This window comes from Nonomuraea corallina, from assembly GCF_027620315.1.
GTDB classification, from domain to species: Bacteria; Actinomycetota; Actinomycetes; order Streptosporangiales; family Streptosporangiaceae; genus Nonomuraea; species Nonomuraea corallina.
The window spans coordinates 31,298-44,595 of the sequence record NZ_JAPNNL010000042.1; the positions used below are offsets into that span (position 1 = coordinate 31,298).

Consider the following 13,298-nt stretch of genomic DNA (forward strand, 5'->3'; position numbering starts at 1 on the left):
GGGATGCCCCCGATCGGGGTTCCTACCGGTAGGTGATGTCGGACGGGGAGTAGAGGCAGTTCACGCCGTCGGCGCCCTCGCCGATCTTCGTGGGCTCGCTGCCCTTGGGCACGCCGCGGTACTTCTCGCAGATGACGGCGCTGCCGTAGACGGTGATCCGGCTGAACCGGGCGGTGTCACCCCAGTTGGTGTTGATGCCGGCCAGCACCTTGGTGGAACGGGCGGTGACGCCGTCCATCACCACGTGCCGCTGGTAGGAGGTCGAGCAGTTGCCGCAGGCCCGGTAGAGCTTGCCGGCGCTGTGCACCTGGAAGTCACGGATGGTCAGGGTGCCGGCGCCGTTGTGCTGGAACACCTTGTCCGAGGCTGACTTGGCGCCGCCGCCGTCCACCAGGTAGCGGGCCGAGGAGCTGGAGCTGCGGAAGGTGGCGGCGTCCTCGCCGACGTCGTTCCACCACACGTTCTTGATCGTGCACGAGCCCTCGCAGTGGATGCCGTCGCCGGCCGGGGCGTCGATGATGACGTTCTGGATGGTGCCGCCGTTGGCCACCACGAACATCGGGTCCTGGCTCTCGCCCTGGCCGCCGTCGCCGATGCCGTAGTAGCGCTTCATGCCGCCGTCGAAGAACGTGCCGACGTTACGGGTCACGGTCTGGTGGACGCTGCCGGTGTCGGACGGCCACGGGCCGCTCCCGTCGCCGCCGCCGCTGGTCGGCGTGACGGTCGGGGTGGCGGTCGGCGTGACGGTCGGGGTGGGGTCCGGGTCGCCGCCTCCGTTCGCGGGCCGCAGCGTCCACTGCTTGGTGGCCACCGAGTCGCAGGAGTTCTGCTGGAGCAGGGCGCCGGAGGAGGTGGAGTTGTCCTTGACGTTGAGGCACTTGCCGCCGTTGGCGTTGACGATCCGGTAGTTGCTCCCCGAGGCGGTGAACTGCCAGGTCTGCGAGGCGGCGGAGGTGCACGACTCCTGCTGCACCGCCTTGCCGGCGCTGGTGGAGGCGTCGCGGACGCCGAGGCACTTGCCGCTGTGCGCGGCCTTGAGCTGCCCGCCGCTGAGCGCGAACACCTGCCCGGCGGTGCCGGCGCAGGCGGTCTGGACGAGCTGGACGCCGTCGCCGGTGCTCGCGCCGGGCACCGTGGCGCACAGCCCGCTGCCCGCGTTGACCAGCGTGTAGCTGCCGTTGGCCGGGGCCGCCGAGGCGGTCCCCGTCAGCACGGCCACCAGCCCGCCGCTGGTCACGAGCGCGGCGGCCAGTGAGAGCGCCAATCTTCTTCTTCTGCGCACGGTGAACTCCACTTCGGTGTACGGGGGATGCCCCGATGAGGGAGAGGCGTCAGTGGCGGCGTCGCGGAGAGTCTAGGTAAGCGCTTTCCCGACGACGTTCGCAGTGAAGCACAGCGCGCCGCCGCCCGGGAAGGCCCAGGCGGGGGGCCGCCCCGCCCGCCCGCTCTTCCCGCTGGTCAGGGGTCGCGGAGGCGGGCGTGAGGGGGTGGCGGGTGATGAAAGTTTCATCAAAGGGCTACAAGCGGTTGCTGGAATCCTGCGGGCGAAGCTCCTGGCAGCACTCATCCCGCACGGGCGGGCGGCGACGGCCTGGCCAGGTGACGACAATCGTTTGCATCGACGGCAGGGCGGGGCCGCGGGCGGCGGCCCCGGTCAGCCGGGGGTGTTCAGCATGGGCACCAGGAAGCGCCGCGCCACGGCGGCGAGCTGCTCGTCGTCGTCGAGGTCGACGAGCCGGCTGGGGGTCGACAGGAAGGAGGCGGAGATCCGTACCATCAGCTCGGCCACCAGGTCGGCGTCGAGGTCGGCGGCGACGTTGCCCGCGCGCTGCTCGCGGCGGAGCTGACCGGCGACGAACTGGCGGACGATCGCGAGGGTGCGGCCGCCATCGGTGATCATGGACGGGATGAGCAGGTCGGGCTCGGCGGCGATCAGGCCGCCGATCAGCGGGTTGTCCCGGATGGTGCGCAGCGAGCTGACGAAGCCCAGGACCACGCGGTCGGCGGCGGTGCCGGCCTGCTCGATGTCGATGAGGAACTGGTCGAAGTAGCGGCGGAACTCCCGCCGTACGACGTGCTCCACCAGCGCGTCCTTGGTGGCGAACCGCCGGTAGACGGTGATCCGCGAGACCTTGGCCCGCCGGGCGACGTCCTCCATGGTGGAGCGCCGGATGCCCGTCCGGCTGAACTGCTCGTACGCCGCGTCGAGAATGCGCGCCCGGGTCTCGTCCAGGTCGCCGACCTGTTCGACGGCGTCAAGGTAGGCGCGCTCCAGCAGGGACTCCGAGTCTGACGGCGTCGACGGCGACATGAGGGACGGCGACATGAGCACGGCCAGCGCTGATTCCACGACCACCTCCCACATCGATTATGCCTATTGTGATGGTCCTCACAGTGTGCTGTCATGATGCTGATACGCAGATCTGACATCTGTTTCATCGTATCAGGTACCTGCTCTCGGATCTCTCGAAGCGGCTCCCCGACCAGGAGGAGGAACGACAGCATGGACAAGCCCACCAGACGCAACCTGCTGAAGGCAGGCGGCGCGCTCGGCGCGCTCGGCGCGCTGAGCGCCGCGACCCCGGCGTACGCGTGGACCTGGTCGCCCAAGGGCTCGGTGGCGGGCACGGGCGTCGGCGCCGACCCGCGATGGGTGTGGGACGCGGAAGCGGACCCGCTGGTCGCCTCGCTGCTCGACCGCGGCGACGTGCCGATGGTCAACCAGCTCTTACGGAACTGGACCAAGAACGGCCAGCCGCTGCCCACCGGGCTCCCGGCGGACCTGCGGGCGTTCATGGAGAGCGCCCGGCAGCTTCCGGCGTGGACCGACCACGGCAAGCTCGCGACCTCGTTCAGGTTCACCGAGAAGCGGGGACTCTACCTCGGCGTCCTGTACGGGATGGCCAGCGGCATGATGAGCACGGTCATCCCCAGGGAGGCCCGCGCCGTCTACTACTCGCAGGGTGGCGCGGACATGAAGGACCGCATCACCAAGACCGCCAAGCTCGGTTACGACATCATGACGCGCAACGCCTTCGATCCCGACGGCGAGATGATCGTGACCTGCGTGAAGACCCGGCTGGTGCACGCCGCGGTGCGGCACCTGCTGCCGCAGTCCCCGCACTGGCCCCCGGTCGCCGACGAGGAGATCCCGATCAGCCAGGCGGACATGATGGTCACCTGGCACAGCCTGGGCACGACCGTCATGCAGAAGATGGTCGACTGGCGGGTGCCGATCCCCTCCTCGGAGTCCACGGCCTTCCTGCACTCGTGGCAGGTGACCGCGCACATGCTCGGCATCAGGGACGAGTACATCCCCGCGTCGTGGGCGCAGGCGAACTCCCAGGCGGAGCAGGTTCTGACCCCGATCCTGGCGCCGACCCCCGAGGGCATCAAGCTGGCCGACATCCTGCTCAACCTCGGCGCCTCGGTCGACGGCGCCATCCTGTCCAAGCCGATCCTCGGCGCCTTCACCCGCTACGTGCTCGGCGACCAGATCGCCGGCTGGCTGAAGATCCCGAGGGAGCCCGTCTGGGACTCGCTGCTCCGGGTGTCCTGGCGGCCGTTCATCGCCATCCGCGAAGGTCTGCTCAACCTCCCGCTGGCGCCGGAGACGTACTGGCTCTTCGACGAGTTCCTGCGCAAGGCGACCCTGCTCTTCCTGTCCGAAGCGAAGCCGATCAGGATCGAGATCCCGGAGACCAACCGGCCGTCCTGATCGACCACGTCCATCCGCCGCACGGAGAGGAGTACGGGCGAATGACGGAACTGAGCAGGCGCAAAATCCTGATCTCGGGCGGAGCGCTGGGAGCGCTCGGCGCGCTCGGGATCACCGCTCCAGCGCAGGCGCGGGTCCAGGACTGGCCCTGGTCGCCCCGCGACTCGGTCGCGGGCTCCGGTACCGGCGCCGACCCGCGGTGGGTATGGGACGAGGAGGCCGACCCGCTGGTCGCCTCCCTGATCGAGCGCGGCGACGTGCCCGAGGTCAACCGCCTGCTGTGGGACTGGAACCGCAACGACCAGCCGCTGCCCGAGGGCCTGCCGGCCGACCTGCGCGACTTCATGGAGCGCGCCCGTCAGCTGCCGTCGTGGGCGGACCGGGGCAAGCTGGAGACCGCGGCCACGTTCAACAAGTCCAGAGGGCTGTACCTCAACCTGCTCAACGGCGTGGGCGGCGGCATGCTGAGCACCGCCATCCCCAAGGAGGCGCGGGCGGTCTACTACTCCAAGGGCGGCGCGGACATGGAGGACCGCGTCGCCAAGACCAGCATCCTGGGGTTCGCCATCGGCGCGCTGAACGCCTACCGGCCGGACGGCTCGTGCGTGGTCGAGGCGGTGAAGACCCGGCTGGTGCACGCCGCCGTACGGCACCTGCTGCAGCAGGTGCCCCACTGGCCGTACGGCATCCCGATCAGCCAGGAGGACATGCTGGTCACCTGGCACACCCTGCCGACCTTCGCCATGCGCAAGATGCTCGAATGGAAGGTCCCGATCAGCGCCGCCGACTCCGCCGCGTACCTGCACGTGTGGCAGGTGACCGCGCACCTGCTCGGCATCAAGGACGAGTACATCCCCGCCACCTGGGAGGCCGCCAACGCGCAGTCGGACCTGGTGCTGCCGCGCAACATGGGGCCGACGCCCGAGGGCGTGGCGCTGACCGACATCCTGCTGGACCAGCTCGCCGAGCAGACCAGCCCGGCCAGCGTCAGCCGGCCCCTCTGCAACGCGCTCGCCAGGTATCTGGTCGGCGACCAGGTGGCCGACTGGAACGGGATCCCGCGCGAGCCGGTGTGGGACCCGCTGATCCGCTCCGCGTGGCCCGCGCTGGTCAGGTTCCGTGAGGGGCTCATCCCGCTGCCGCTGGTGCCCCAGATCGCCTGGGTCATCGACGAGGCGATCCGGCGGTACATCATGTGGTTCCTCACCAAGGGCGAGGAAACCAAGATCGAAATTCCGACCACCAACCGCCCGAGCTGAGGAAGACGATGACGGGTTCCACCGGCGAGGCGCCGGACAGAGGCATCGGCCGGCGGCGGTTCCTCGGGTACGTGCTCGCGGCCCCCACCCTGGTGGCCGCGGCCGAACTCGCCCCGGCGCCGGCCGCCGCCGCCCCGCTGCCCTCGGCGGAGCTGACCGAGCTGCTCGACCTCAACGACCTGATGACGGCGGCGGCGCTGCCGACCGCGAACCTCATCGCGGTCGAGGTCCGGCAGGACGGCACGGTCGCGTTCGCGCTGCCCCGGGCCGAGGTCGGCCAGGGCATCACCACCTCGACGGCCATGCTGATCGCCGAGGAGCTGTCCGTGCCGCTGGACCGGGTGCGCGTCACGCTGGCCGACGCCCGGCCCGAGCTGGTGTTCAACCAGCTCACCGGCGGCTCGAACACCACCATCGCCACCTACGGCCCGATCCGGGTCGCCGCGGCCATCGCCAGGCAGCGCCTGCTGACGACCGCGGCGGCCGAGCTCCGCACCGACGTCGCCGCCCTGACGATCGAGAACGGGACGGTCAGGGACCGCTCCGGCCGGAGCCTCGACATCGGCGCGCTCGCGGTGAAGGCCGCGAGCGCGCGGACCGAGCGGGTCTCGGTGGAGCTCGCGCCCCGGTCGGCCTTCACCGTCATCGGCAGGCCGCACAGCCGGATCGACGCCCTGGACGCGGTGACCGGGCGCAAGAAGTTCACCATGGACCTCGACGTGCCGGACGCCAAGCCGACGATGGTGTGCCGCCCGCCGACCATCAACGGCACGGTCCGGTCGGTGGCCAACCTCGCCGAGGTCCGCGCCATGCCCGGCGTCACCAACGTGGTGACGATCGCCACCGGGGTCGCGGTCCGCGCCGAGACCTTCGGCCAGTGCGTCGACGCCGTGCGCGCGCTGCGGGTCACCTGGGGGCCGGGCACCGCGCAGGGCAAGTCCGACGCGAGCGTGCTGCGGGAGCTGGCGGCGGCGGAGCTGCCGATGGGGCTCAGGCCGCCGACCCCGGTGGTCGAAGGCGCGTTCACCTTCCACTTCCGCAGCAACAGCGCGCTCGAACCCAACTGCGCGATCGCCGACGTGCGGGCCGACCGCGCCGAGATCTGGTCGTCGCTCAAATCGCCGATCGTCGCCCAGCAGGCCATCGCCGCCAAGCTCAGGCTGCCGGTGAGCAAGGTCACCGTGCACGTCACCGAGGGCGGCGGCTCCTTCGGGCGCAAGCTGTTCTTCGACGCCGCGCTGGAGGCGGCCGAGGTCTCCCAGAAGATCGGCAAGCCGGTCAAGCTCATGTGGCACCGCGCCGACGACTCCCGCCAGGGCCGCACCCACCCGATGGCCACCTCGCGGGTGCGCGTGTCGTACCTCGGCGACACCGTGCTGAGCTACAAGCAGCGGCACACGAGCGTGTCCACGGACCTCGGCCACGGGCTCGGCGAGATCATCACCGCCCTGGCGGCGCGACTCCCGGTGGGCGACATGGGGTTCGCGCAGACGTTCTTCCATCTCAGCCAGACGATGTCCTACCGGTTCGGGGTCAGCAGCCAGCTGCTCAACGAGACCGACAAGGACTTCAACACCGGCAGCATGCGCAACGTCTACTCGCCGGACGTCACCTGCGCCCGCGAGCTCATCGTCGACCAGCTCGCCGGGCGGATGGGCAAGGACCCCTACCGGTTCCGGCGCGACTTCCTGCGGGACGACCGCTCCCGCGCGGTGCTGCAGAAGGTGGCCGAGGCCGGCGGCTGGGGCCGGTCGATGGCCGCGGGCACGGCCCAGGGCATCGCCTTCCACGCCGAGTACAAGTCCGTCAGCGCCGCGCTGGTGGAGATCGACTGCCGGCCCGCGACCGTCAACCGGCCCATCCGCGACGGCGTGACCGGCCCGCGCGTGACCAGGGTGGTGTTCGCCGTGGACGTCGGCCTCGCCGTGAACCCGCGGGGCCTGGAGGCGCAGATGATGGGCGGGATCATGGACGGCATCGCGCTGGCCCTGACCTCCAGCCTGCACCTGCGCGACGGCTACTTCCTGGAGGCGAGCTGGGACAACTACTTCTACACCCGCCAGTGGAACACCCCGCCCGACCTGCAGGTCATCGTCATGCCGAGCACGTCGGACGAGCCCGGCGGCGCGGGCGAGCTGGCCGTCGCCGCGTCGATGGCCGCGGTCGCCTGCGCGTACGGCCGCGCGACCGGGACGATGCCGACCAGCTTCCCGATCAACCACGGGACGCTCTCCTTCACCCCCAAGCCCACCGTCCCGCCGATCCCCCCGTCGCCTGCCGACGGCCTCGACCACGCCCGCTGACACCCCGCCGCGCCCAGCCCCGCGCCCAGCCCCGCGCCCAGCAAGGAGATCCGAGTGCCCGAGCACACGTTCCGCGTCAACGGCGAGCAAGTGACCGTCAACGTCCCCGGCGACGTGCGCCTGCTGTGGGTCCTGCGCGACCTGCTCGGCATCACCGGGCCGAAGTACGGCTGCGGCATCAACGTCTGCAAGGCCTGCACCAGCCACCTGAACGGCAAGGCGGTCAACCCGTGCGCCATCCCCGTCGAGGCTCTTGAGCCGACCGACGAGGTGACGACCATCGAAGGGCTGGCGGCCACGGTCGGCGAGGACCTGCACCCGATGCAGCGGGCCTGGCTGGAGTACGACGTCGCCCAGTGCGGCTACTGCCAGCCCGGCCAGATCATGGCCGCGGTGGCGCTGGTCCGCCGGGTCGCCGCCGAGGGCCGCGCGATCACGGAGGAGGATCTCGACGGCCTGCGCAACATCTGCCGGTGCGGCACCTACGTCCGCATCCGCGAGGCCATCAGAGCCGGCGCCGAGGACATGTGAGGCCGTGCCCCCCGGCGGGGGCACGGCGTCCTCGTGGGCTATTTTCATGTAAACCTAGTAGGGAATATTGACTTTCCCCTGACCGGGACCTAACGTCGAAGGCATGAGGCAGGGTCTCCTCCTGACCAGGCGCTCCCACGTGGACTTCTGCCACGTCGCCAGCGCGCAGTGTCGTTGATCACGCATCCGTAGCCGACCTTCCGTGCTCACGGCGCGGCCGAAGCCGCCCGCGCCCTCCGTCGACGACGTCTCTTCAGCCGCGCCCCCGGGCTCCCCGCCGGGGCGCCGCGCGAGCATGCCTTTCTCCCGTGAGGAGCTCCTGTGACCGTTTCACCCGTGGCCGCTTCACCCATGACCGTTTCACCCGTGACCGCCGGGCAGGCCGTGGATGCCGGCCGGTTCAGGCGGGCGCTGGCCGTGCACGCCAGCGGCGTCGTGGTCATCACCGCCCAGAACGACGGCGTCCCCGTCGGGCTCACCGCCACCTCCTTCTCCTCCGTCAGCCTCGAACCGCCCCTGGTCTCCTTCTACGTGGACCGTTCCTCCACCACCTGGCCCCGGCTCGGCGCCGCCGACCACTTCGCGGTCAACATCCTGGCCAGCGACCAGGCCGACCTGGCGGCCCGGTTCGCCCGCAAGAGCGCCGACCGCTTCGCCGAGCCCACCCGCTGGCGGCCGGGCCCGCTGGGCGCGCCGCTGCTGCAGGGCGTCTCCGCGCACCTGATCTGCCTGCCCTACGAACGCGCCGAGGTCGGGGACCACGTGCTGGTCGTCGGCCTGGTCACCGAGGCCGACGTGCACCGCTCCGGCCGCCCGCTCCTCTACCACCAGGGCCGCTTCGGCCGCTTCCTGGCCCACCCCGACGCCTGAACCCCTGGAGAACTCCTGTGCCCACACCCACCAGGACGCGGGCCTACGCGAGCCCCGTCGACCACGTCGCCTACGGCCACTACGGCCCGGGCCGCCTGCACCTGTCACCCCAGTGGAACCGCCCGCTCTACCCGTTCCAGGGCCGGATCAGCGCCGACGGCTCCACCGGCTTCCGCGCCGAGCCCGGCCGCTACCACCTCTACGTCTCCTGGGTCTGCCCGTACGCCCACCGCGCCGCGATCGTCCGCAAGCTCAAGGGCCTGGAGGGGGTGATCTCGCTGTCGTACGTGGACGACGAGCGCGACGGGCGCGGCTGGGCGTTCCGTGAGCGCCGCGGCGCCGACCCGGTCAACGGCTTCACCCTGCTGGAGGAGGCGTACGAGGCCACCGAGAAGGGCTACGGCGGCCACATCTCGGTCCCGGTGCTCTGGGACCGGCGCACCGGCGCGATCGTCAGCAACCACTTCCCCGAGCTCACGATCGACCTGGCCACCCAGTTCGAGCAGTGGGCGCGGAGCGACGCCGACCTCTACCCGGACGCGCTCCGCCCGGAGATCAACAAGCTCAACGCCTGGATCTACCACGACGTCAACACCGGCGTCACCCGGGCCGTCCACGCCGCCACCGAGGCCGACAGGGAACGGGAACGGCGGGTGGTCGTCGCGGCGCTGGAACGGCTGGACGCCCTGCTGTCGGACCGGCGCTTCCTGACCGGCGACACGGTCACCGAGGCCGACGTGCGGCTGTGGGTGACGCTGGCCAGGTTCGACCGCGAGCACAACCGCGGCCACCTGATCAGCGAACGGGACCTGGCCGGCTTCGAGCACCTCTGGGCCTACGCCCGCGACCTGTACCGGCGCCCGGCCTTCCGGGAGACGACCGAGGGCCTGCCCGCGGTCTGGGACGAGCCGCACGGGCGGGACCGATGAGCCGCAAACGGGTTCACCTCGCGGCCCACTTCCCCGGCGTGAACAACACCACCGTCTGGACCGACCCCCGCTCCGGCAGCCAGATCGACTTCGCCTCGTTCGTCCACCTCGCCAAGACGGCCGAGCGCGGCAAGCTCGACTTCTTCTTCCTGGCCGAGGGCTTACGGCTGCGCGAGATCAAGGGCCGCGTCCACGACCTGGACGTGGTGGGCCGGCCCGAGTCGCTCACCGTGCTCAGCGCCCTGGCCGCGGTCACCGACCGGCTCGGCCTGGCCGCGACCGTGAACACCACCTTCAACGAGCCGTACGAGCTGGCCCGGCGCCTGTCCACGCTGGACCACCTGAGCGGCGGCCGGGCCGGGTGGAACGTGGTGACCACGTCCGACGCCTTCACCGGCGCGAACTTCCGCCGCGGCGGCTACCTCGACCGGGCCGACCGGTACGAGCGCGCGGCCGAGTTCGTGCGGCTGTCGCGGAAGCTGTGGGACTCCTGGCGGCCGGACGCGGTCGCCGCCGACCCCACGACCGGCACGTTCGTCCGGCCCGGAGCCGTCGGCCACGTCGAGCACCGGGGCGCGCACTTCTCCGTCGAGGGCCGGTTCACGCTGCCGCGCGGCCCGCAGGGCCATCCGGTGGTCATCCAGGCGGGGGAGTCCGACGAGGGCCGCGAGTTCGCCGCCGCCCACGCCGACGTGATCTTCAGCCCGCACGGCGGGCTGGAGGAGGGCAAGCGGTTCTACGCCGACGTCAAGCGCCGCCTGGCCCGGTACGGCCGCGCGCCGCACCAGCTCAAGATCATGCCGGCGGCCACGTTCGCGCTGGGCGACACCGCCGAGGAGGCCGCGGAGAACGCCGCCGTCATCCGCCGCCGGCAGGTCGGGCCGCAGACCGCGATCGCCTTCCTGGAGCAGGTCTGGGGCCGCGACCTTTCCGGCCTCGACCCGGAGGGCCCGCTGCCCGACATCGAGCCGGACCTGTCGGAGGGCGTCTCCCAGGGCCGGGTGCCGATCAAGGACAGGGCCGCCGTCGCCGCCAAGTGGCGGGCGCTGGCCGAGGAGAAGGGCCTGTCGATCCGGGAGCTGGTCATCGAGGTGACCGGGCGGCAGACGTTCGTCGGCACCCCCGAGGGCGTGGCCCGGCAGATCGACGCGTACGTGCAGGCCGACGCCGCCGACGGGTTCGTCCTCGTGCCGCACCTGACGCCCGGCGGGCTGGACGAGTTCGTCGACCGCGTGGTGCCCCTGCTGCAGGAGCGCCGCGTCTTCCGCGCCGACTACACCGGCGCCACCCTCCGCGACCACCTGGAGCTCACATGACGGTGCACCTCGCCGTGGCGCTGGACGGCGCCGGCTGGCACCCCGCCGCCTGGCGCGAGACCGGCCCGGACGTCTTCTCGGCCCGCCACTGGGCGGGACTCGTGACCGAGGCCGAGCGGGGGCTGCTCGACTTCGTCACCATCGAGGACGCGCTCGGCCTGCAGTCCACCCTGCCCGACGGCCCGGACGAGCGGACCGACCAGGTGCGGGGCCGGTTCGACGCGGTGCTGCTCGCCGCCCGGCTGGCGCCGCTCACCAGCCGGATCGGCCTGGTGCCGACCGCCACCACCACGCACACCGAGCCGTTCCACGTGGCCATCGGCATCGCCACGCTCGACCACGTCAGCGGCGGGCGGGCCGGCTGGCGGGCGCAGATCTCCGCGCGGGCCGCCGAGGCGCGGCACTTCGGCCGCCGGCGGTTCCCGCCGATCGACCCGCACGCCCCCGATCCGTCCGCCGAGCCGCACGTGCGCGACCTGTTCGCCGAGGCCGCCGACGCGGTCGAGGTCGCCCGGCGGCTCTGGGACAGCTGGGAGGACGACGCCGAGATCCGCGACGTGGCCACCGGCAGGTTCGTCGACCGGGACAAGCTGCACTACGCCGACTTCGCCGGGCGGTTCTTCTCGGTCAAGGGGCCGTCGATCACGCCCCGGCCGCCGCAGGGGCAGCCGGTGGTGACCGCGCTCGCGCACGCGCGGCTGCCGTACGAGTTCGCGGCCGGGAGCGCCGACGTCGTGTACGTCACCCCGCACTCCGACGAGCAGGCCCGCGCCGTCGTCGAGGAGATCCGGGCGCTGTCGGGAGACCTCAAGATCTTCGCCGACCTGCTCGTCTTCCTCGGCCCGGACGCGGCGCGGCGCAAGGCGCGGCTCGACGAGCTCGACGGGGCCGAGCTCGCCTCCGACGCCGCGATCTTCACCGGGACCGTGCGCGAGCTGGCCGACGTGCTGCTGGAGTGGCGCAGGGCAGGCATCCAGGGGTTCCGGCTGCGGCCCGGCGCGCTGCCGCACGACCTGGAGCAGATCACCCGCGGCCTGACGGCCGAGCTGCGCGGACGCGGCGCCTTCCGACACGCGTACGAGGCCGCCACCCTGCGGGGGCTGCTCGGCCTGCCGCGCCCGGCCAGCCGCTACGCGGAGGTGTCATGAAATTTCTGGCTATCACGTTGATCGTCCATAACGATGACCGGTCGCCCACCGAGCGCTTCCGCGAGGTCGTCGAGAACGCGGTGCTGGCCGAGGAGCTCGGCTTCGACGGGTTCGGCGTGGGGGAGCGGCACGAGCGGCCGTTCATCTCCTCCTCGCCGCCGGTGGTGCTCAGCCACATCGCCGCCAGAACCAGCAGGATCCGGCTGTTCACCGCGGTGACCACGCTGAGCCTGCTCGACCCCGTACGCGCCTACGAGGACTACGCGACGCTCGACCACCTGTCGGAGGGCAGGCTGGAGCTCATCATCGGCAAGGGCAACGGCGCGGCCCAGGCCCAGCTGTTCCACGTCACGCCCGAGGACCAGTGGGAACGCAACCGGGAGGCGTACGAGCTGTTCTCCGCCAACGTCACCCACCCCATCGGCCCGTACGCCGAGCTGATCGACCACTACCGGGAACGGTGGGCGCACTACGGGCACGATCCGGCCGGCGCGCTGGTGGGAGCCGGGACCGCGGGCTACTACGCGGCCAGGACCTCCCAGGAGGCTCTCGCCGTCTACCGGCCGATCTTCGACGCCCGGGTCGCGTTCCAGCGCGAGCTCGGCCTGCCGGTGGTCTTCCCCACGCTGGAGGACGCCGTCGAGCGCTCCTCCATCCTCGTCGGCAGCCCGCAGCAGATCGTGGACAAGGTGCTGCGCTACCACAAGCGGTTCGGGCACGAGGTCATGCACCTGCACGCCGACGCCGACGGGCTCACCCCCCGGCAGCACCGCGACGCGCTGGAGCTGTTCCAGGCCGAGATCGCGCCCGTGCTGCGCGCCGAGATCCCCAGCAGGCCGTTCCCCGGAGGTGCCGCGTGACGCTGTCCATCCTCGATCTTGCGCCGGTCGTGTCGGGAGGCACGGTGGGCGACGCCCTGCGCCGCACCCTCGACCTCGCCCGGCGGGCGGAGGAGTTCGGCTACCGCCGCTACTGGCTGGCCGAGCACCACTTCGCGCCCGGCGTGGCCAGTTCGGCCCCGGCCGTGCTGATCGCGCTGGTCGCGGCGGCCACCTCCACGATCCGGGTCGGATCGGGGGCGGTCCAGCTCGGGCACCAGACGCCGCTGTCCGCGGTCGAGCAGTTCGGCCTGATCGACGCGCTCCACCCGGGCCGGATCGACCTCGGCATCGGACGTTCCGGGCAGCGCCGCGCCGAGCTCACCGCAGACCCCACCGCAGACCC

General features: G+C 71.7%; 12 protein-coding genes. 10 read left to right on the forward strand and 2 right to left on the reverse strand.

Going from position 1 to position 13,298, the window contains the following annotated elements:
• Positions 1 to 22 precede the first annotated feature (22 nt).
• Both OUY22_RS13465 and OUY22_RS13470 read right to left on the reverse strand, forming a co-directional pair.
• Positions 23 to 1,282, reverse strand: coding sequence for a pectate lyase (locus tag OUY22_RS13465; protein WP_270155241.1), 1,260 nt, complete (start codon positions 1,280 to 1,282; stop codon positions 23 to 25).
• Positions 1,283 to 1,654: 372 nt separating this feature from the next.
• Entirely contained in the window at positions 1,655 to 2,326 is a 672-nt protein-coding gene (locus tag OUY22_RS13470; RefSeq protein ID WP_270155253.1) for a TetR/AcrR family transcriptional regulator, read from the reverse strand.
• Between the two features lie 177 nt (positions 2,327 to 2,503).
• Here OUY22_RS13470 and OUY22_RS13475 point away from each other — a divergent pair, with 177 nt between their 5' ends.
• From OUY22_RS13475 to OUY22_RS13520, 10 genes are all read left to right on the forward strand, one after another.
• Entirely contained in the window at positions 2,504 to 3,718 is a 1,215-nt protein-coding gene (locus OUY22_RS13475) for an oxygenase MpaB family protein (protein WP_270155242.1), read from the forward strand.
• A 41-nt stretch (positions 3,719 to 3,759) separates the two neighbouring features.
• Positions 3,760 to 4,977: an oxygenase MpaB family protein gene (locus OUY22_RS13480; protein WP_270155243.1), complete on the forward strand. Its 1,218-nt coding sequence runs from the start codon at positions 3,760 to 3,762 to the stop codon at positions 4,975 to 4,977.
• 8 nt (positions 4,978 to 4,985) lie between these two features.
• Positions 4,986 to 7,280, forward strand: coding sequence for a molybdopterin cofactor-binding domain-containing protein (locus OUY22_RS13485; protein ID WP_270155244.1), 2,295 nt, complete (start codon positions 4,986 to 4,988; stop codon positions 7,278 to 7,280).
• Between the two features lie 54 nt (positions 7,281 to 7,334).
• Positions 7,335 to 7,811 carry a (2Fe-2S)-binding protein gene (locus tag OUY22_RS13490; protein ID WP_270155245.1) on the forward strand — a complete coding sequence of 159 codons (477 nt, stop codon included), beginning with the start codon at positions 7,335 to 7,337 and terminating at the stop codon, positions 7,809 to 7,811.
• A gap of 351 nt (positions 7,812 to 8,162) precedes the next feature.
• A complete protein-coding gene (locus OUY22_RS13495) occupies positions 8,163 to 8,681 on the forward strand; it encodes a flavin reductase family protein (RefSeq protein ID WP_270155246.1) in 519 nt (172 codons plus the stop codon).
• A gap of 17 nt (positions 8,682 to 8,698) precedes the next feature.
• On the forward strand, positions 8,699 to 9,610 hold the full coding sequence (locus OUY22_RS13500; protein ID WP_270155248.1) for a glutathione S-transferase C-terminal domain-containing protein: 912 nt from the start codon (positions 8,699 to 8,701) through the stop codon (positions 9,608 to 9,610).
• Positions 9,607 to 10,926: an NtaA/DmoA family FMN-dependent monooxygenase gene (locus OUY22_RS13505; RefSeq protein ID WP_270155249.1), complete on the forward strand. Its 1,320-nt coding sequence runs from the start codon at positions 9,607 to 9,609 to the stop codon at positions 10,924 to 10,926. Before OUY22_RS13500 ends, OUY22_RS13505 begins: the two co-directional genes overlap by 4 nt.
• Positions 10,923 to 12,074, forward strand: coding sequence for an LLM class flavin-dependent oxidoreductase (locus OUY22_RS13510; protein ID WP_270155250.1), 1,152 nt, complete (start codon positions 10,923 to 10,925; stop codon positions 12,072 to 12,074). Before OUY22_RS13505 ends, OUY22_RS13510 begins: the two co-directional genes overlap by 4 nt.
• Positions 12,071 to 12,934 carry an LLM class flavin-dependent oxidoreductase gene (locus OUY22_RS13515; protein WP_270155251.1) on the forward strand — a complete coding sequence of 288 codons (864 nt, stop codon included), beginning with the start codon at positions 12,071 to 12,073 and terminating at the stop codon, positions 12,932 to 12,934. The genes OUY22_RS13510 and OUY22_RS13515 overlap by 4 nt, the downstream gene beginning before the upstream one ends.
• The coding region (locus OUY22_RS13520; protein WP_270155252.1) for an LLM class flavin-dependent oxidoreductase at positions 12,931 to 13,298 on the forward strand (368 nt) is incomplete at its 3' end. The genes OUY22_RS13515 and OUY22_RS13520, both read left to right, overlap by 4 nt.